Below are 20,568 nucleotides of genomic sequence, written 5' to 3'. Positions count from 1 at the left end.
AGTATCCTCGCAGACAAACAGGAGACTTACCATTTAAAGTGTATAAATGTGAAAGTGCTTACTTTCTTTATAACATTGATTAATGGTACTTTCAATATAATGAAAGACTCATTTATTGATAATCTTTAGGGTCGATAGCAATCACATTTGGAATGGTCTTCTTATACTCATGTAAGTCTTCGTGATGATCTGTGATTAAAGCAGTAATTTTATGAATAGGACATACTTGGTAAAAAGCAATTTTATTCAATTTAGAACTGTCTGTAAGCATATATACTTCTTTTGATTGATTTACCATTTGACGTTTAGCATCTACAAATTCCTCACTATAGTGAGTCACACCTTTGATCGCATCTATAGCAGGAGTAGCTAAAAAAGCTTTCATCGAGTTAAATGATTGAAGTGTTTGTGTCGTAATTAAACCATTTAGTACATAATTGTTATGATATAGAGTACCGCCAGTTACGATGACTTTATGGTTAGAAGAACGAAGTATCGAAGCGATATGAATATCATTTGTAATGATGGTTAAATGTTGCTTATGCAGTAAAGCTTTAGCAAATAATAATGTGGTTGAACCTGAGTCGATAATAAGTGTATCTCCATCTTCAACGAACTCAGCAGCTTTGTATCCAATACCTAGCTTTTCGTAATAATATTCTGTTTGTCTTTCATCGAAATTTAGCTCACTATATACATTTTCATTATTTAACACCACACCACCATGTGTACGTCTAATTTGGTTATATTGCTCGAGTTTAACAAGATCGCGACGAATTGTGGCATCGTGTACATTAAATTCTTTAGCTAATGTGTGAACTGAGGCAGTTTTGTATTTAGTTAAATAGGATATAATTTTTTGTTCTCTTTCGGCAGGTAACATATTCACCGTCTCCATCTAGTAATTTTGTTCAAATTATATAAATAATCCATGATTTATGTATGTTTATTATAGTATATCAAATACATAATAAAGGCTGTAGATGAAAGTATGACAATGAAATGACCATCTTATACTTAGCCTACAGCCTCTATATTATTGAGTTTTATTCTGTTTCACCGTATTGTTGACTTTTCGGCATTTTAATGAAGTAAGTTAGTATTGTACTAATGAAGTATAATACGCCTAAAATCCAAATAACACCTAAGTCACCAAAAGGTTCTAAGAAAATTCTTACAATCATTGGTCCTACGAATACTGGTAAACCAGCACCTAAGTTTAAAATTGAAAGGGTAGCACCTTTATCCTTCTTCACTAATGAAGGAATTAAAGCAGTTAAAGGTACATATGCTGCGATAAAGATACCCCAAGCAACACCAACAATTGTAAGTAAAATGATATTTCCGTGTGACCAGATTGGTACATAGCCCATTAATAGACATGAGATACCACTACCGATACCACCGAAAATCATAACAGTATTACGCCAACCAATTTTATCTCCGATAATACCCCAAATAAGGTTAAAGACGATATTTCCGAAGAAAATCGCTGACCAAACAGCTAACCATTTAGAAGTTGGGATACCGTAAGATTCTAAGTAAAGTGGTAAGAAGATTGGGAAAGCGAATTGTGCAGTGGTATTAATAACACGTACAATACCACCTACTAATACTTTTGGCTCTTCAACAACGATTGTGAATCCTTTTAACATTTCAGCTAATTTTGCTTTTGCATTGCTTTTATCAGTAGGCAATTTATCTTTATTTAGGACGATAGCTAAGAATCCACCTAAAACTACCCAGAATAATGAACTCCACAATGTTCCAATATGACCTAAGTATTTAATCGCAAAGATAGAGTAAAATGCACCTAACACATTTAATCCACCAGTAAATACGAGCCAGAACCAACCTACAGCCGCACCTAACGTACGTTGTTCAGAACGATATGAAATCCAAACTAAGAATGAATAAGCAAATAAAGGATAACCTAAACCTCTTAATGCATAAGCAGGATACATAATTGCTAAATTCTCAGAAGGTAGTGCCACACCAACAAAGAATATTGTTCCAATAATGTACAATACTAAACCGATAAACATTGTACGTTTACCGCCTAATGCTTCAGCTAAAACGCCACTGAACCAACTTGCAATTGCAACTGTAATACCATAGCACCCAAATAACCAACTTACTTCATTTGAGCTAAATCCATTGTGTTGTAAATAGGGGCTTAGCCAACCAATTTCTAGGCCGTCTCCCATCATAAATATTAATATCCCAATGTAACCCCATACGATTTGTTTGGGCATACCTAAAAACGTTGTCTTGTTCATCATTATGTTATCTCCCCTTAGATATCACGGTTTATGACCAGTGATATCTTAAATATGTTTTTTTCCAACCTTTATGTGCTGCAGTATCATCCATCGCCTTTTTAAGATCCTCTGTACTATAGATATCATAGTAATCATCAGGGATTAATTTTTTAAGTGCTTGTTGATAATCTTCGTTTTCGAATGAAGCAATGAGTTGTTCAAATTCATGTTTTGTACTTCTTGAACTACCTGAAAGTGTTAAACCTTTTTCTAATACGTCACGTGTATTAATACCAACTAGGTCTTCAGTAACACCCATTAAAACAATTTGACCTTGTCTATCGATTAAATCAATCGCTTGGTTAATTGCAGATTCAGAGAATTTACCACCACAACATTCAAATACAGTATGAACACCTTTATGACTGTTGAAATCATAATCAAATACAAGATGTGTTGTAGCAAAGTTTTCGAATGATTGAAGTTTTTCTTCGATAGCACCGAAAACAATTAAATTTTCTTTTTCAATACCATATATATAATGAAGTGCAGTTGCTGCTAAATAACCAACTGGACCATCGCCGAATACTGCAACTTGTGGAGAAGATTTAGTAGTGATCTCTTTAAGTTGATTGATTGGGAATAATGACACTGAACATAATTCAGCTAATAAAGCGACGTCTTCATCTAATGTGTCTGGAATTTTCACGATGTTATCTCCAGGTACCACCATTCTATCTTGGCAAATACCATCATAGCCGCTACCCATAAATACGGCATTTTCATCATAATTATCTAATAAATCTGTTTCTTCGAATTCACCAGCTCTTAAACGAGAAGGGATATTCGGAACGATAACTAATTTATCTCCTTTTTGATAATCAGGATGTTTAGAATCTTCAATAGTACCGATACCTTCATGGAATAAAGCCATAGGTAATTTTTTGTCTAATGCTTCTTTACGTCTATTACCTGTGTAATATCTTAGGTCAGCATGACAAACACTTGCTTTTGAAGGATTAACAATAACATCACCATCTCTAAACTCATGATTAATTGTTGTATATTCAAATTCGCCTGGTTGAATTAGGCGATAAGCTTTTGACTCAATGCTCATTTTTGTTCATCTCCCTTTAATACTTGTTCACTTTTATTTATGTAAACAATAGTAAACGCTTACAGTTGCTTGTGTCAATGATTTTTTGTACGAAAATGTTCATTTTGGTTCTTTTTGAACTTTTATGATTGATTTATTGTTCATTTATGCGTATTATTTAGGAAAACGCTTACTTAAAGAGATGTAGATAAAGTATGGGGGTATAACTATGAGTTATAGCATTGGAGTAGATTACGGAACAGGCTCAGGAAGAGCTTTTTTAGTTGATACAAGAAATGGAAAAATAATAGATAAATATATAAAGCCATATACACATGGCACAATTGAAAAGAATTTAAATGGAGTTAAGTTACCACATAGCTTCTCACTTCAAAATGGAAATGATTATATGGAAGTTTTAGAAGAGGGTGTGCCATATTTAATTGAATCTTCAGGTATAAACCCAGAAGAAATTGTAGGTATTGGTATTGATTTTACTTCTTCTACAGTTATGTTTACAGATGAACATTTAGAACCTATTCATAATTTACCAGGATTTGAAAATAATCCACATGCATATGTAAAACTATGGAAGCATCATGGTGCTCAAGCAGAAGCGGATCAACTTTTCCAAACGGCATTAGATAATAAGAGTAGATGGTTAGGCTACTATGGATTTAATGTTAGTAGTGAATGGATGATTCCTAAAATTATGGAAGTAATGAACAAGGCACCAGAAGTGTTAGAAAAAACAGCTAATATCATGGAAGCTGGAGATTGGATTGTTAATAAATTAACAGGACAAAATGTTCGCTCTAATTGTGGTTTAGGTTTTAAATCATTTTGGGAAGAAAATGAAGGATTCCATTATGATTTGTTTGATAAAGTAAATGATCAATTATCAGATGTTGTACGTGAAAAGGTGGACGCACCAATTGTTAAAATAGGCGAAACAGTTGGCCAAATTTCTGAAGAGATGGCAGAGAAATTGGGTCTTTCTACCAAAACAAAAGTAAGTCCGTTTATCATAGATGCACATTCTAGTTTATTAGGTATTGGTTCACAACAAGACAAGCAAATGACAATGGTAATTGGAACAAGTACATGTCATCTTATGTTAAATGAACAACAACATCAAGTGCCTGGTATTTAAGGTTCTGTTAAAGGTGCAATTATTCCAGATTTATATGCTTATGAAGCGGGACAATCAGCAGTAGGTGATCTTTTTGAATATATTGCAAATCAATCACCGAAAGCATATGTCGATGAAGCGAATGAAAGAGATATTTCAATTTTTGAATTATTAAATGAGAAAGTAAAAGATCAAATGCCTGGCGAAAGTGGTCTGATTGTATTAGATTGGCATAACGGTAACCGAAGTGTGTTAAGTGATAGTAACTTAAAAGGGTGTGTATTTGGCATGTCGTTACAAACGACACATGAAGAACTTTACCGTGCATACTTAGAAGCTACAGCATTTGGTACTAAAATGATTATGCAACAATACCAAAGTTGGAATATGGATGTTGAAGATGTCTTTGCTTGTGGTGGTATTCCTAAGAAAAATCCACTAATGATGGATATTTATGCAAATGTACTAAATAAAAAAGTAACAATAATAGATAGTGAATATGCGCCTGCTATTGGTGCAGCAATTCTTGGTTCAGTTTGTGGTGGTGCACATCAAACGTTAAATGAAGCAATTGAGTCTATGAAAGAACCTGTTTTATATGAAGTAACGCCAGATCCTGAAAAAGTGAAACGCTATAAGAAACTATTTAGCGCGTATAAAGAATTGCATGATATTCATGGTTATAAAAAAGCGAGAATCATGCGTAATGTGGGTAAATTAATGGAAGTATAAAAATATATTTTAGCACTTAGTGAGTTGGAGAAGTTGAATTCACTAAGTGTTTTTTGTATCAATAAGTTTATTTATGTGGTTAGAAGTATTAGTCTTAAATAAAGGAGCTGACTGAAATGAATATAATGTTAACAGGTGCTACAGGAAATTTAGGTCATCATATTACTAGCCAAGCCATCGAACATGGTATTGACCGATTTTATATAGGGGTAAGAAATTTAGAGAAAGTTCCAGAACGATGGAGAGATAATGTTTCTGTAAGGCAATTAGATTATTTTGATGAAAAAAGTATGATTACAGCATTTCAAGATATGGATACGGTCATTTTTATACCAAGTATCATACATCCATCTATTAAAAGAATTCCAGAAGTAGAGAATCTAATTAGTGCAGCAAAGCAAAGCGGTGTTAGTCATATAATTTATATTGGATATTATGCTGATCAACATAATAATCCTTTCCATATGAGTCCTTACTTTGGATATGCTGAACGTCTTCTTGCTTCAAGCGGTATTGATTACACATATGTCAGAATGGCAATGTATATGGATCCATTGAAACCGTATCTTCCAGAATTAATGGATATGCATAAGTTGATATATCCAGTAGGTGAAGGACGAATTAATTATATAACTAGACATGATATTGCAAGAGGTATCATTGCCATCATAGAAAATCCTGATACATGGGGAGAACGTTACTTATTATCAGGATATAGTTATGATATGTATGAGCTTGCAGATATTTTATCAGATGTATCTCAAACAGAAATTAAATATGAACCTGTTTCATTAGAGACGTTTGCAAATATGTATGATGAACCAAAAGGATTTGGAGCACTTCTAGCATCCATGTATGAAGCGGGTGCAAGGGGATTACTGGATCAACAATCTAACGATTTTGAAAACTTAGTTAACGATAAACCACAAACATTTAAAGATTTTTTAATGGAATAAAGATTGTAATAAGAAGGTCATGAGACATGCAATACTGTCTCATGACCTTCTTTATATTATGCAGATTTTTTACGTGAATATAATAAAGTGATACCAGTTATCGCTATTAATAGCGCGATAACATCAGAATGATTACTATCTCCTGTATTAGGAAGTACAGTTGAAATTGTATGTTTCGATTGTTGAGAAGGCTCTCCATTATACATGTTTTGTATATCTTTAGTGTTAGATTTTACGATATCTAAATTTGATTGAGTGTATGATGTTGCGTGTCTCAGATAAGCTGATTGTGTATTAAACATATTAGTTTTGTTTTGTTCATAGCTTTGATTTGATGCTTCAATCTGCTTTTTATTTAATGGCTTATTATTCTGATGCGTATTGTTTTGAGTCGCTGCAGTTATTTTACTGCTAGGTTGATAGGTACCGATACGACTAACCGGATTGCGTGACGACTTATCTGAGTGGTTTCTTTGATGTGATGAGATTGTCGCTACATTATTTCCAGGGTAATAAGTCGTTTTAATGTCTTTTGTTTTTGGAAGTGGAACGACTTTGTCATTATGTTTATTATTTTGAGACAGTTGACCATTGATGATTCTTTCAGGTTTGTTGGTATCATATTTAGATAAATTAGCATTTTTAATGTATTGAGCAACTACTTCATCTAAAGAAACACCTTCTTCTCGTTTACCGCCAAACATGTCATAGCCATCACCTTTATTAGCGGTGAAATCATTTGTTGCTACATAATATGTTTTATTTGGGTCTAACTTTTCGAATTTTCCAGTATCATGATTAAGAATTTGAATATCCGTAACTCTATTGCCTGACTTTTTAGTAATATCGAATCCAATTCGAATAGACTTAGATACTTGTAAGAAGCCGCCATTTGCCGTTAATTGTGATTTGCCATCTTTTGATTCTGTAGGTGCACTTATACTATGTTCAAAAGCTTTTTTAACATCGGAACCTTTTACTTTTATTTGAGATATTAAGTTTCCGAAAGGTAAAACAGTAATAATATCATTTTGTGTTACTTTACCTTTATCGATAGATGCTCTAATGCCTCCACCATTTGTAATAGCAAAATCAGGGCGATGGCTAAATTTCTTAGAAGCATAATCCTCCATTGCATCAGTAATTAAATTACCTAAATTTGTTTCTTGTGTACGGGCAACATTGCGTTCACCATTAAGTTTCACTTTGTTATTAGGAATAATGACTGTTGATGTCGCTTTTAAGAAGTCATCATTCGCTTTGTTTACTTGTTTTTCAATTTTAGTGTCAGGCTTAATATTTTTTGTGTCAGCGACGTTGATTAAATCCGCTTTAAGATTTTTGGTTTGATTATTCTCTCTATTGAATCGGATGCGTCCGACATTTTCTAAGGCAGTTCCAGTTTGAGCTAATACATTTTTACCATAGGATTTACCGTTTTCAATGACAGTATGAGAGTGTCCATCTAATACAATGATAGATTGTTTAAATGATTTATCTTTCGATAATTGATCTGTTAAATAGTCGCCACGCCATTCTTTTTTAGTATTAGGATCTACACCTAAATGAGATAAAATGACAAAAACATCTACTTGATCTTTAATGTCATTCATAGCATGTTTTACACTTGTCAGTGGATCTTTAAATTCAACACCTTTAACAGCCGATGGTGAAGTTTTAGTTTTAGTCTCTGGTGTTGTAACTCCAACAATGCCATAACGGACGCCATTTTTTTTAACAATTGTTGATGGTTTGAAGTCACTCTTACCATTTTTATAAACATTTGAAGTAATCATTGGAAAGTTAAGTTGCTTTTTTAATTTAAGTAGTTGGTCATATCCAAAATCAAATTCATGATTGCCTAAGGTCATGGCGTCATAGCCGGCACTATTCATAGCCTTTGCCATTTCTTCGCCTTTAGAGTTATTAGAGACAGGTAAGCCTTGGAAAGCATCACCAGAATCTAATAACAAATCGGGCTTTTCTTTATTTTTAAGACCTTTAACCTTAGGCATGCCAATAACTTTTCCATCATCTTCAACAAAGCGGCCATGGATATCGTTAGTATGTAAAATTGTATGTTCATTTTTGTTAGTACTTTCTGTTTTCGAGCTATCATTATGCTTAGCTTTTTCTTGTGTTTGTGTAGAAGTTACATATAGTTGCTTGTTCTGATCAGTCTGCTGTTGATGATTTTTATCATTGTTACTTTGATTTTTAGTTGAAGATTGCTGTTCTTTTAACTGTTGCTTTGGTGCATTTGAATTCTTGTTAATATTTACTACTTGTTCCTTGGTATTTGAATTTGGTTGTTCGTGTTGTGTATTTGAATGATAAGAAGTTATGTTTGTAGTATTTTTATTACTCTTAACTGTTGAATTGTTGTCATCTCTATGAGTATTTGTATCAATTGCTTTATTTTGATACTTAGCTAGTTCTTCATTATGTACAGAAATATTTTGCTGATTTTCATGGTTATTATTAGAAGACGTTTTATTAGTTTTATCTTCAGGTAACGATGTCGTAGTATCATCTTTTGAAGGTTGCTGTTCTGTGGTGGCTTTTTGCCTTGATTCTTGGCTACTTGTATTTATTTGTTGAGTTGATGTGGTATTACTCTTTTGATTGTCACTTTGATTTTCAGCTGCTTGTACAGGATGATTGATAAATCCTAAACAAATCAACGTGATTAAAATAAATGAAAAAAATAGACGCTTCATATTGGCCTCCTTAATAATCAAAAATATAACAAGTCAATTTTAGCATATAAAATTTAAATAAAAATATTGCATAAACATAATTTACTGTAATTTTAAGGTTTATTAATATTTGATTAACGTATATGACATTGTACCTAAAAAATTTAAATTTATAATTAGATATTGGTTTAATATCAAAAATTAGAAATTCTAACTTTGTACTCACTATATATACAAGAAAACGCTTTTATATTATAATATAGATGTAAATCGAGAATTTGTTCACACGAGAAAGACAACGAATTTTCTATAAACACAAGGGGAGATTTATAATGAAAAAAATTATGATAACAGGTGCCTTAGGACAAATAGGTACAGAATTAGTAGTTAAATGTAGAGAAATTTATGGTACAGATAATGTACTAGCTACGGATATTAGAGAACCAGAAGCTGATTCGCCAGTAAATGATGGACCATTTGAAATTCTAGATGTAACAGATCGTGACAAAATGTTTGAATTAGTTAAAAATTTCGAAGCTGATACGTTAATGCATATGGCTGCTTTATTATCAGCTACTGCAGAGAAGAACCCTATGTTTGCTTGGGATTTAAATATGGGTGGATTAATGAATGCTTTAGAAGCAGCACGTACATACGATTTACATTTCTTCACGCCAAGTTCAATCGGCGCATTTGGTGATTCAACACCTAAAGTGAATACGCCACAAGTAACGATTCAACAACCTACAACAATGTATGGTGTCAATAAAGTTGCTGGAGAATTATTATGCCAGTACTACTTTACTAAATTTGGTGTAGACACACGTAGTGTAAGATTCCCAGGATTAATTTCACATGTTAAAGAACCAGGCGGCGGTACTACAGACTATGCTGTAGAAATATACTTTAAAGCAGTTAGAGAAAATCATTATACAAGCTATATTGATAAAGGTACATTTATGGATATGATGTACATGGACGATGCAATTGAAGCTATTATTCAATTAATGGAAGCTGATGGTGCTAAATTAGAAACTAGAAATGGTTATAATTTAAGTGCTATGAGTATTGATCCAGAAATGGTTAAAGAAGCTATTCAAGAACATTATCCAGACTTTACGTTAGACTATGATGTGGATCCTGTACGAGAAGGTATTGCTAAAAGTTGGCCAGATAGTATCGATACAAGTTGTGCACGTGGAGAATGGGGCTTCAATCCTAAATATGATTTAGAAAGTATGACTAAATTAATGTTAGATGCTATTGAAGCTAAAGAAAAAGCAACAAAATAATCTGCTTATTAAATATAACGTAGTAAATGTTAGTTTTACTCCTTCTAATTATTTTTACATTAGAAGGAGTGATTTTTTATCTTCGAGCAGTTACTTGACTTGTAAGATAAAAGCGATAGTGTTTTACTTAAGATATATTATACATATTAGTATTTAGTTTGAATTTTCGGAAAATTTATTGAATAGTATATATACGATTGCTATAATCTAGTATAACTATTTATATTGGTAGCAATATTAGGAGGCCGTTATCATGACAGAACAAGTTAAATTTGAGAAACGAGATACTTTAAAAGAAAAACCAGATAATTCGAATTTAGGATTTGGTCAATACTTTACAGATTATATGTTGAGTTATGATTATGATGCTGATAAGGGTTGGCAAGATTTAAAAATAGTGCCTTATGCACCATTTGAAATTTCACCAGCTGCTCAAGGTTTACATTATGGTCAAGCTGTATTTGAAGGTTTGAAAGCATATAAATATAATGATGAAGTTGTTTTATTCCGCCCAGATGAAAACTTTAAACGAATTAATAATTCTTTAGCACGTTTGGAAATGCCAGAAGTGGATGAAGATGTCTTATTGGAAGGTTTGAAACAATTAGTAGATGTTGAACGTGATTGGATCCCAGAAGGTGAAGGCCAATCATTATATATCCGGCCTTTTGTATTTGCGACTGAAGGTATTCTTGGCGTAAGAGCATCTCATTCGTATAAATTATTAATTATCTTATCCCCATCAGGTGCTTATTATGGTGGTGATACATTAAAATCCACTAAAATTTATGTAGAAGACGAATATGTACGTGCCGTACGTGGCGGTGTAGGATTTGCTAAAGTAGCAGGTAACTATGCTGCGAGCTTATTAGCACAAACGAACGCTAACAAATTAGGTTACGACCAAGTGCTTTGGTTAGATGGTGTTGAACAAAAATATGTTGAAGAAGTAGGTAGTATGAACATCTTCTTTGTTGAAAATGGAAAAATTGTTACACCAGCATTAAATGGTAGTATTTTACCAGGTATTACACGTAAATCTATTATCGAGTTAGCGCAAGATTTAGGATATGAAGTTGAAGAACGTCGAGTTTCTATTGACGAATTATTTGAAGCGTACGACAAAGGTGAGTTAACAGAAGTATTTGGTACTGGTACAGCAGCAGTAATTTCACCAGTAGGTACTTTACGTTATGAAGATAGAGAAATTGTTATTAACAACAATGAACCAGGTGAAATTACGACAAAACTTTATAATGAATATACAGGTATTCAAAATGGTTCGCTAGAAGATCGTCACGGTTGGCGTTTTGTAGTGCCTAGATACTAAAATTTTAAATTATTGCTAGGAGCCTTTATTAAAGGTTTCTAGCTTTTTTTTAATAAACAATAATACAGCGATTATATGCGTTAAAGTTATAATATTATTCGTATAGTTAAAATAATTATTTTTAATCCAAGAAGCGACTTAAAAGTAACTTTCCTACATTTTTAACTATGGTTGTACTACAATAATACGTATTGAAACAAAAATAAAATATGGAGTGTAGTGATATCAATGGAATGGATACTGTTTGATAAAGATGGCACGTTAATAGAGTTTGATAAGAGTTGGGAAAAAATTGGTATACGTCTTGTTGATAAATTGTTAGATACATTTCCTGTTCATGATAAAGAAGTAGCGCACAGACAATTAGGCATACTAGATGATAAGATTGTTCCAGATTCTGTAATGGGTTCAGGGTCGCTAGGCGAAATGATTAAATCCTTTGATGATGTTACTGGTCAAGATACTTCTGAATGGACAAGAAATACGAGCCAAGAGTTAGTAGACTCAAGAGAGCCAGAAAATCATTGGATAGATGGTGTTTATGATACGATTGTAGCCTTACGTCAAGATGGCTATAAAATAGGTATTGTAACAAGTGATACCAACAAAGGAGTTACTCAATTTTTAGAAGCAACCCAATCAAAAGATTTATTCGATTTAGTTATTTCAACAGAAACACATGCTGAAGAAAAACCGAGTCCCAAAGTATTAGACCCATTATTCGAAGCTTATGATGTTAAACCAGAACAAGTAGTGATTGTAGGGGATACCGCAAATGACATGAAGACCGCAATTAATGCACATTTAGGATTGAGTATTGGTGTGTTAACGGGTATCGCTAAAAGAGAAGAACTTCACGAAGCGGATGTCATCATTGAAAGTGCTAAAGAAGTTAAACAAGTGCTTGATAAACAATAATGTTAGTATTTATTAAATAAAAAAAAGCTCCCGACTTTGTGGCCACTATAGATGTGGTTACTAATGTTGGGAGCTTATCTATTTGGTTTTTGATTATCTTGGGTCAACTTGACGATACGTATCGATAACATGTGCAATTTTATCGATAATAGGATTTAGTGTGTCGGGGTCGTTATGAATATCATATTCATTGATATTCACGCGAACGACTGGACAAGCATTAAAGTTATTAATCCAATGATCGTAACGGTCAAATAATTTTTGCCAATATTCAGGGTTGGTATCAATTTCTATTTCACGACCACGTTGTTTGATACGTTCAATGACTTCATCATAATCACATTCCAAATAAATAAGAACATCTGGTTTTGGAAAATAAGGTGTCATGACCATGGCATTAAATAGTTCTGAATAAGTTCTGAAATCATCTTTACTCATAGTTCCTTGTTCTTCATGCATTTTGGCAAAGATATCTACATCTTCATATATAGAACGGTCTTGTACAAACCCGCCGCCATACTCAAACATACGTTTTTGCTCTTTAAAACGTTCTGCTAAAAAGTAGATTTGTAAATGAAAGCTCCAACGCTCAAAATCTTGATAGAATTTATCCAAATAGGGATTATGATCTACGTTTTCAAATGAGGTTTTAAAATTTAACTTATCTGCTAAAGCTTGAGTGAGGGTAGACTTACCGACACCAACTGTACCTGCAATTGTGATTATGGCGTCTTGTGGTATGTTAAATGAATTCATTTTATTTATCTCCAATCATTGATTTTACCTGAGTAAGTATCTCTTGATAATCTTTGTCATTATTGACAAAATCCATATTTGACGTGTTGATGTGTAATACTTGAACATCACTATCTTTTAAAGAACTATAAAAAGTATGATAGTCACGTTTCAAAGCAAGTAAATAATCATCTTCGATTTGATGTTCGAAACTACGATTTCTTTTAGCGATTCTGTGTTTTAATACATCTAATTCTGCATCTAAAAAGATTATTGTATTTGGCATTGTTAAATCTTCGGTTAAAATGTCATATATACGTGAGAATTTATTGAATTCATGACGGTCTAATGTATTTTTAGCAAAGATTTTATTTTTATAAATGTGATAATCACTTACTATACCTTTGTGAAGTGACTCGATATCTTTAAACTGTTTATATCTATTACATAAAAAGAACATTTCTGTTTGGAAACTCCATTTTGAAATGTCATCATAAAAGTCAGATAAAAATGGATTTTCATCGACAATTTCTTTTTCTTCATAAAAATCTAAGGATTGACTTAATTTGTGAGCAAGAGAAGATTTTCCAACACCGATTGGACCTTCAATTGCGATAAATGGTTTATTCATATTCACTTCTCCAAATGTTAAGATAGACAGTGAGTATTGTAACACAAGTGAGGTGTCTGGACACGAATGGAAACTGATGAATATTATATGAAAATTGCAATCGAAGAAGCTAAAAAGGCCGAACTACTAGGAGAAGTTCCTATAGGTGCAATTATTGTTAAGAATAATCATGTTATAGCAAGAGCACATAATATGAGAGAAACGTTGCAACAACCTACAGCCCACGCTGAACATTTAGCTATTGAACGAGCAGCAAAAGTATTAGGTAGTTGGCGTCTTGAAGATTGTACTTTATATGTCACACTAGAACCTTGTGTGATGTGTGCAGGCACTATTGTGATGAGTAGAATTCCATATATTAAATATGGCGCAGCAGATCCTAAAGGGGGATGTTCGGGAAGTTTAATGAATTTATTGAATCAACCGGATTTTAATCATAGAGCACAAGTGGAAAGTGGATTGTTAGAAGAACAATGTGGTGATTTACTAAGAAACTTCTTTAGAAAGTTAAGAGAAAAGAAAAAATCCGACAAACGGGCTATACTAAATCATGAATCGGATTTGTTAGAATAGAGTAGTAAGGTAAGTCATTGTCAATCCACGAATCTTTAATATAATGAATACTATATAGTATGAAACGAGGTTAACGAATGATTAAGTTAATAGCAACAGACATGGATGGTACGTTATTAAACGCGGCACACGAAATTTCAGAAGAAAATCAGCAAGCAATTCGATATGCCCAAGAACAAGGTATTACTGTAGTTATAGCGACAGGAAGAGCATTTTATGAAGCTAACACACCAGTAGCTGAAACAGATTTGAAAGTGCCTTATATTTGCTTGAATGGGGCAGAGGTTCGAGATGAAACATTCAATATAATGAGTACCTCTCATTTGAATCATGAATTAGTACACAAAGTTACTTCAAAATTAAAAGAAGAAGGTATTTATTACCAAATCTATACTAATAGAGGTATTTATACTGAAGATCCACAACGTGATTTGGATATTTATATTGATATTGCTGAGAGAGCAGGTCAAAAAGCAGATGTTGAAAAAATTAAAAATGGTATTCAAAAACGTATTGATAATGGAACTTTAAAAGTTGTTGATAGCTATGATGCGATAGAGGATATCCCTGGTGAGTTAATAATGAAAGTGTTAGCCTTTAATCCTGATTTAGGAAAAATGGATCGTGTTGGGCAAGAACTTGCAACGTCACCTAACTTAGCTATATCGTCTTCTTCAAGAGGAAATTTGGAGATTACCCACTCAGATGCCCAAAAAGGTATTGCGTTAGAAACAATCGCAGAACGTTTAGGTGTAAAAATGGAAAACGTGATGGCGCTTGGTGACAATTTGAATGATATGTCCATGTTAGAACGTGTTGGCTATCCTGTTGCAATGGAAAATGCTGCACCGGAAGTGAAAGCAATTGCAACATACACTACTGACACTAATGAAAATAGCGGTGTTGGTAAAGCTATAATGAAATTGATTGATCAGAAAAAATAATACAATCGACAAAGGAGATATAGATAATGAAAGGACTAGCAATTATCGGTAGTGCACAATTAGGATCTCATACACACGCATTGTCCCAATATTTACAAGGTCAATTTGAAGAACATGATGTAGAGTTGGAGATTTTTGAATTAGCCAAAAATCCTATACATCAACTTGATTTTGCAGGGACAACACAAGCGACTGAAGAGATTAAAAATAATGTTGATTTATTACAAAGTAAGGCTATGGAAGCGGATTTCTTCATATTAGGATCACCTAATTACCACGGTTCATTTTCAGGTATTTTAAAAAATGCATTAGACCACTTGAATATGGATTACTTTAAAATGAAACCTGTTGGATTGATTGGAAATAGTGGTGGTATTGTAAGTTCTGAACCACTATCACATTTAAGAATTATCGTGAGAAGTTTATTAGGCATAGCTGTACCTATACAGATTGCTACGCATGATAGTGATTACGCTAAATTAGATGATGGCACATTATATTTAGAAGATGATGAATTCCAGTTACGTGCCAGATTATTTGTAGATCAAATTGTTTCTTTCGTAAATAATAGTCCATATGACCATTTAAAATAAAAGCACAACTAAAATAGAAAATGATTAAAATCAACTCAAACAAGTATTAAATAGATATTAAAGATTAGGTGGAAAATATACTGATTTCTAAATATCTACATTATATTAAACTTGTTTGAGTTTTTTGTTGTTGATAAGTAAATCTATGTAAAAATTCAATTTATTACAGATTTAAAATATTTAATTCTATAGCGAATTTATTGTTGTAATTCATTTAAAAAGATTATACAATAACTCTCATAAATCATTGAAGGTAATTAAGTGGATTGTAATAATACCTTGTGATATATATAACCAATGAATAAATTTTGAGAAATAAAACACTTTTGATAATAAGTTTAGAATATTTTAAACAATAATCCTTTTGATTGTTATATTTGTCATAAAAATATAGTGCGAATCGATTAAACTTTATTTTAAGCGTAACTATATGACATTTATCTTTCAAAAGGATTATTTTTATGACAAATTTTCAAACTACATACTTTGTCAAATGTAATTTTTAGTTTTTATTCATTATTTTTTTTAATTATTTTAAAATACTAAGCACACGCACTTTATTATTAAAATATTATGTGTTGTAAAATAATATTGCTTGTATTATATTTGTGGTAGCAACTAAAAGGATTTATATGGTTGTTACATATAATTAAAAAATGATTTCTAGGAGGAAGTAAATGAAGAAAAGAATGGATTTTTTACCAAACAAAATGAACAAATATTCAATTAGACGTTTTACAGTAGGGACGGCATCAATTTTAGTTGGAGCCACATTAGTATTCGGTATTGGTAATAACGAAGCGCATGCTTCTGAGAAGACAAATACTGAAGAATCTACTCAATCTAACGAAGATACAGCTTCTCAAGATAGTGTTAAACAAAAAAGTGACGTTCAAACAAGTGAACAAGCAACTAACAATAATGTCAACCCTGAACAAGTTGATGTAACAAATGAAGCAAATACTTCAGAAGAGTCAACAACAGAAGAAGCACCAAAAGCTGACACAACAAAAGAAGAGTCAGCAACAGAAGGAGCGCCAAAAGCTGACACAACAAAAGAAGAGTCAGCAACAGAGGAAGCGCCAAAAGCTGATACAACAAAAGAAGCGCCAGCAACAGAGGAAGAACCAAAAGCTGACACAACAAAAGAAGCGCCAGCAACAGCGGAAGAACCAAAAGCTGATACAACAAAAGAAGCACCAACAACAGAGGAAGAACCAAAAGCTGACACAACAAAAGAAGCACCAGTAACAACGGAAGAACAAACACCTAAAACAACTACAGATCAAGCTCCAGAATCAAACCAAACTGATTCTCAAGAAACAACTACAAAACAATCATCTCAACCTACAACTCAATCTCAAAAATCACCACAAGCAACTACAACACAAGAATTTGATACAGTAGTAAATGATGTTCAAAATGCAGCAACAACTGAAGATAAACAAGAGGCTTTAACTAACTATATTGCTGATACAAACAATACAAGCAAAGAAGATGCAAAAGCTCAAGTTGAAAACTTAGATTTAGATTATAATCATCTTGATGAAACAATATTATTAAGTGCACTAGCTCAAGATTATTCAAATAAAAAAGATTCAACAACAACGTATGCTACACCACGTTCAACTACATCAACACCAAAACCTGTTAATCGTTTAGGTATTAAAAAATTAGCAGCAGTAAGACAAGGTACAAATGTAAATGATAAAGTTCATTTTTCTAATATCGATATAGCTATTGATAGAGGACACACAAATCCACAAACAGGTCAAAAAGAGTTCTGGGCTACATCAAGTGACGTTTTAAAATTAAAATCGGATTATACAATTGATGATGATGTGCATGAAGGAGACCAAATGACGTTCCAATATGGAAAATACTTCCGTCCTGGTTCAGTAAGTTTACCTTCTACACAACAGAACTTATATGATGCAAACGGTGGATTAGTTGCTAAAGGTATCTACGATAGTAATACTAACTCAACTACTTATACATTTACTAACTACGTTGATCAATATAATAATATTAAAGGTAGTTTTGAACAAATTACATTTGCTAAACGTGAAAATGCAACAACTGATAAAACAGCTTATCCAATGCAAGTCACTTTAGGTAATCAATCATATTCGAAAGACATTACTGTGGATTATGGTAATAAAAAGAATGCACCTATCATTACAAGTACAAATTATATTGAAAATGGTACATTAGCACGTCATATGACAGCTTATATCAATCAACCAAAATCAACATTTACGAAAGAAACATTTACTACTAACCTAACTGGATTTAAATTCGATCCAACTAAAAATAACTTCAAAATCTATGAAGTAACAAATCAAAACCAATTTGTAGATAGTTTTACACCAGATACATCTAATCTTAAGGACGTAACTAGTAATTTTAAAATTAATTACAGTAATAACAATCAAACTGCTACAGTTGATTTATTAAATGGTGCGAAAAGTAGTAATAAGCAATATATTATTGAACAAGTTGCCTATCCTCTAGATACAGCAAATGATACGAATGGTAAAATTGATTACCGTTTAGACACTAATGAAAAAATCTACACTTGGTCTAACTCTTATTCGACTGCTGCAGGGTCTTCCACTGCTAATGGAGATTTAAAGAAATATTCATTAGGTGATTACGTATGGGAAGATACGAACAAAGATGGTAAACAAGATGCTGATGAAAAAGGTATTCAAGGTGTATACGTCATCCTTAAAGATGCTAATGGAAAAGAATTAGATCGTACAACTACAGATTCAACAGGTAAATATCAATTTAATGACTTAACAAATGGAACCTACACAGTTGAATTCTCTACACCAGAAGGTTATACACCAACAACAGCAAATGCTGGTACAGATGATAGTGTTGATTCAGATGGCTTAACTACTACTGGTGTGATTAAAGACGCAGATAACTGGACGTTAGACAGTGGTTTCTATAAAACACCAAAATATAGTTTAGGTGATTATGTTTGGTTAGATACCAACAAAGACGGTAAACAAGATGATACTGAAAAAGGAATACCTGGCGTAACTGTTACATTAAAAGATAAAGATGGTAACGTTCTTCAAACAACAACTACAGATTCAACAGGTAAATATCGTTTTGATAATTTAGATAATGGTGATTACATTGTTCATTTTGATAAACCAGCAAACTTAACACAAACTACAGTAGATTCTACTGATGATGATAAAGATGCTGATGGAGAAGATGTACATGTAACTATTAAAGATCATGATGATTTCACAATAGATAATGGTTACTTCGAAGAAGACTCAGATAGCGATGCGGATTCAGATAGCGACTCAGACTCAGATAGCGATTCAGACTCAGACAGTGACTCAGATTCCGACAGCGACTCAGATTCAGATAGCGACTCAGATTCCGACTCAGACTCAGATAGCGATTCAGATTCCGACAGTGACTCAGACTCAGACAGCGACTCAGATTCCGACAGCGACTCAGATTCAGATAGCGACTCCGACTCAGATAGTGACTCCGACTCAGATAGCGATTCAGACTCAGATAGCGACTCAGATTCAGATAGCGACTCCGACTCAGATAGCGATTCAGACTCAGACAGCGATTCAGACTCAGATAGCGACTCAGATTCAGATAGCGATTCCGACTCAGATTCCGACAGTGACTCAGACAGTGACTCAGACTCAGACAGTGACTCAGATTCCGACAGTGACTCAGATTCAGATAGCGACTCCGACTCAGATAGCGACTCCGATTCAGACAGCGACTCAGACTCAGATAGCGACTCAGATTCAGATAGCGATTCCGATTCAGATAGCGACTCCGACTCCGACAGCGACTCAGACTCAGATAGCGATTCAGACTCAGACAGTGACTCAGATTCAGACAGTGACTCAGATTCAGATAGCGATTCAGACTCAGACAGCGATTCAGACTCAGATAGCGACTCAGATTCAGACAGCGATTCAGATTCAGACAGTGATTCCGACTCAGATAGCGACTCAGATTCAGACAGCGATTCTGATTCAGACAGTGACTCAGATTCAGATAGCGACTCCGACTCAGATAGTGACTCCGACTCAGACAGCGATTCCGACTCAGATAGCGATTCCGATTCAGACAGTGACTCAGATTCAGACAGCGATTCTGATTCAGACAGTGACTCAGATTCAGATAGCGACTCCGACTCAGATAGCGATTCCGACTCAGATAGCGACTCAGATTCAGACAGCGATTCCGACTCAGATTCAGACAGTGACTCCGACTCAGATAGCGATTCCGACTCAGATAGCGACTCAGATTCAGACAGCGATTCTGATTCAGACAGTGACTCAGATTCAGATAGCGACTCCGACTCAGATAGTGACTCCGACTCAGATAGCGATTCCGACTCAGATAGCGACTCAGATTCAGACAGTGACTCCGACTCAGATAGCGATTCCGATTCAGACAGTGATTCCGACTCAGATAGCGATGCAGATAAAGAGCACGGAGATGATGCATTACCTGAAACAGGTGATGATTCTAATCAAAACAATGCTACTTTATTCGGTTCTTTATTCGCAGCATTAGGATCTCTATTCTTATTTGGTAGACGTCGTAAAAAAGATGCAGATAACAAGTAATATATAATCTGTGTTAAATATATAATTATGGATAAAACCAGGTCA

14 protein-coding genes and 1 pseudogene are annotated in these 20,568 nt (G+C 33.5%); 9 read left to right on the top strand and 6 right to left on the bottom strand.

Annotation, left to right across the window (positions count from 1 at the left end; genetic code table 11):
- Window positions 1–112 precede the first annotated feature (112 nt).
- The 3 genes from P7F85_RS10890 to P7F85_RS10880 form a co-directional block, all read right to left on the bottom strand.
- A complete protein-coding gene (locus tag P7F85_RS10890; RefSeq protein WP_002465566.1) occupies window positions 113–883 on the bottom strand; it encodes a DeoR/GlpR family DNA-binding transcription regulator in 771 nt (256 codons plus the stop codon).
- A gap of 163 nt (window positions 884–1,046) precedes the next feature.
- Window positions 1,047–2,282, bottom strand: a complete 1,236-nt coding sequence (locus P7F85_RS10885; protein WP_002465577.1) for an MFS transporter — start codon at window positions 2,280–2,282, stop codon at window positions 1,047–1,049.
- A gap of 28 nt (window positions 2,283–2,310) precedes the next feature.
- On the bottom strand, window positions 2,311–3,378 hold the full coding sequence (locus tag P7F85_RS10880) for a zinc-binding dehydrogenase (RefSeq protein ID WP_002465564.1): 1,068 nt from the start codon (window positions 3,376–3,378) through the stop codon (window positions 2,311–2,313).
- A gap of 208 nt (window positions 3,379–3,586) precedes the next feature.
- On the opposite strand from P7F85_RS10880, the pseudogene P7F85_RS10875 reads away from it, so the two are divergent.
- Window positions 3,587–5,221 (top strand): annotated as a pseudogene (locus P7F85_RS10875) (ribulokinase).
- Window positions 5,222–5,337: 116 nt separating this feature from the next.
- Window positions 5,338–6,177, top strand: a complete 840-nt coding sequence (locus P7F85_RS10870) for an SDR family oxidoreductase (RefSeq protein WP_002465581.1) — start codon at window positions 5,338–5,340, stop codon at window positions 6,175–6,177.
- Window positions 6,178–6,233: 56 nt separating this feature from the next.
- Here the strand turns inward: P7F85_RS10870 and P7F85_RS10865 are convergent, their stop codons facing one another.
- A complete protein-coding gene (locus tag P7F85_RS10865; protein ID WP_002465560.1) occupies window positions 6,234–8,897 on the bottom strand; it encodes a 5'-nucleotidase C-terminal domain-containing protein in 2,664 nt (887 codons plus the stop codon).
- 311 nt (window positions 8,898–9,208) lie between these two features.
- Here P7F85_RS10865 and P7F85_RS10860 point away from each other — a divergent pair, with 311 nt between their 5' ends.
- The 3 genes from P7F85_RS10860 (at window position 9,209) to P7F85_RS10850 (ending at window position 12,416) form a co-directional block, all read left to right on the top strand.
- Complete coding sequence (locus P7F85_RS10860) at window positions 9,209–10,168, top strand: NAD-dependent epimerase/dehydratase family protein (RefSeq protein ID WP_002465556.1); 960 nt, start codon at window positions 9,209–9,211, stop codon at window positions 10,166–10,168.
- Between the two features lie 253 nt (window positions 10,169–10,421).
- Complete coding sequence (locus P7F85_RS10855) at window positions 10,422–11,498, top strand: branched-chain amino acid aminotransferase (protein ID WP_002465567.1); 1,077 nt, start codon at window positions 10,422–10,424, stop codon at window positions 11,496–11,498.
- 228 nt (window positions 11,499–11,726) lie between these two features.
- Window positions 11,727–12,416 (top strand): HAD family hydrolase, encoded by a 690-nt coding sequence (locus P7F85_RS10850; protein ID WP_015365346.1) that lies wholly within the window; start codon window positions 11,727–11,729, stop codon window positions 12,414–12,416.
- Between the two features lie 93 nt (window positions 12,417–12,509).
- Here P7F85_RS10850 and P7F85_RS10845 read toward each other — a convergent pair whose 3' ends face one another.
- Together P7F85_RS10845 and P7F85_RS10840 are read right to left on the bottom strand one after the other, a co-directional pair.
- A complete protein-coding gene (locus tag P7F85_RS10845; RefSeq protein WP_002465571.1) occupies window positions 12,510–13,172 on the bottom strand; it encodes a deoxynucleoside kinase in 663 nt (220 codons plus the stop codon).
- A gap of 1 nt (window position 13,173) precedes the next feature.
- On the bottom strand, window positions 13,174–13,782 hold the full coding sequence (locus tag P7F85_RS10840) for a deoxynucleoside kinase (RefSeq protein WP_002465565.1): 609 nt from the start codon (window positions 13,780–13,782) through the stop codon (window positions 13,174–13,176).
- A gap of 66 nt (window positions 13,783–13,848) precedes the next feature.
- On the opposite strand from P7F85_RS10840, the gene tadA reads away from it, so the two are divergent.
- The 4 genes from tadA (at window position 13,849) to P7F85_RS10820 (ending at window position 20,523) form a co-directional block, all read left to right on the top strand.
- Complete coding sequence (gene tadA / locus P7F85_RS10835; RefSeq protein ID WP_002465558.1) at window positions 13,849–14,355, top strand: tRNA adenosine(34) deaminase TadA; 507 nt, start codon at window positions 13,849–13,851, stop codon at window positions 14,353–14,355.
- Between the two features lie 77 nt (window positions 14,356–14,432).
- Window positions 14,433–15,299, top strand: a complete 867-nt coding sequence (locus P7F85_RS10830) for a Cof-type HAD-IIB family hydrolase (protein WP_002451989.1) — start codon at window positions 14,433–14,435, stop codon at window positions 15,297–15,299.
- 26 nt (window positions 15,300–15,325) lie between these two features.
- Entirely contained in the window at window positions 15,326–15,892 is a 567-nt protein-coding gene (locus tag P7F85_RS10825) for an NADPH-dependent FMN reductase (protein WP_046464278.1), read from the top strand.
- 677 nt (window positions 15,893–16,569) lie between these two features.
- Window positions 16,570–20,523, top strand: coding sequence for an SdrD B-like domain-containing protein (locus P7F85_RS10820; RefSeq protein WP_046464279.1), 3,954 nt, complete (start codon window positions 16,570–16,572; stop codon window positions 20,521–20,523).
- Window positions 20,524–20,568 lie beyond the last annotated feature (45 nt).

Source organism: Staphylococcus sp. aM, from assembly GCF_052975125.1.
The sequence above is the reverse complement of the archived record's forward strand: the minus strand, read 5'-3'. Positions and strand labels throughout refer to the sequence as shown.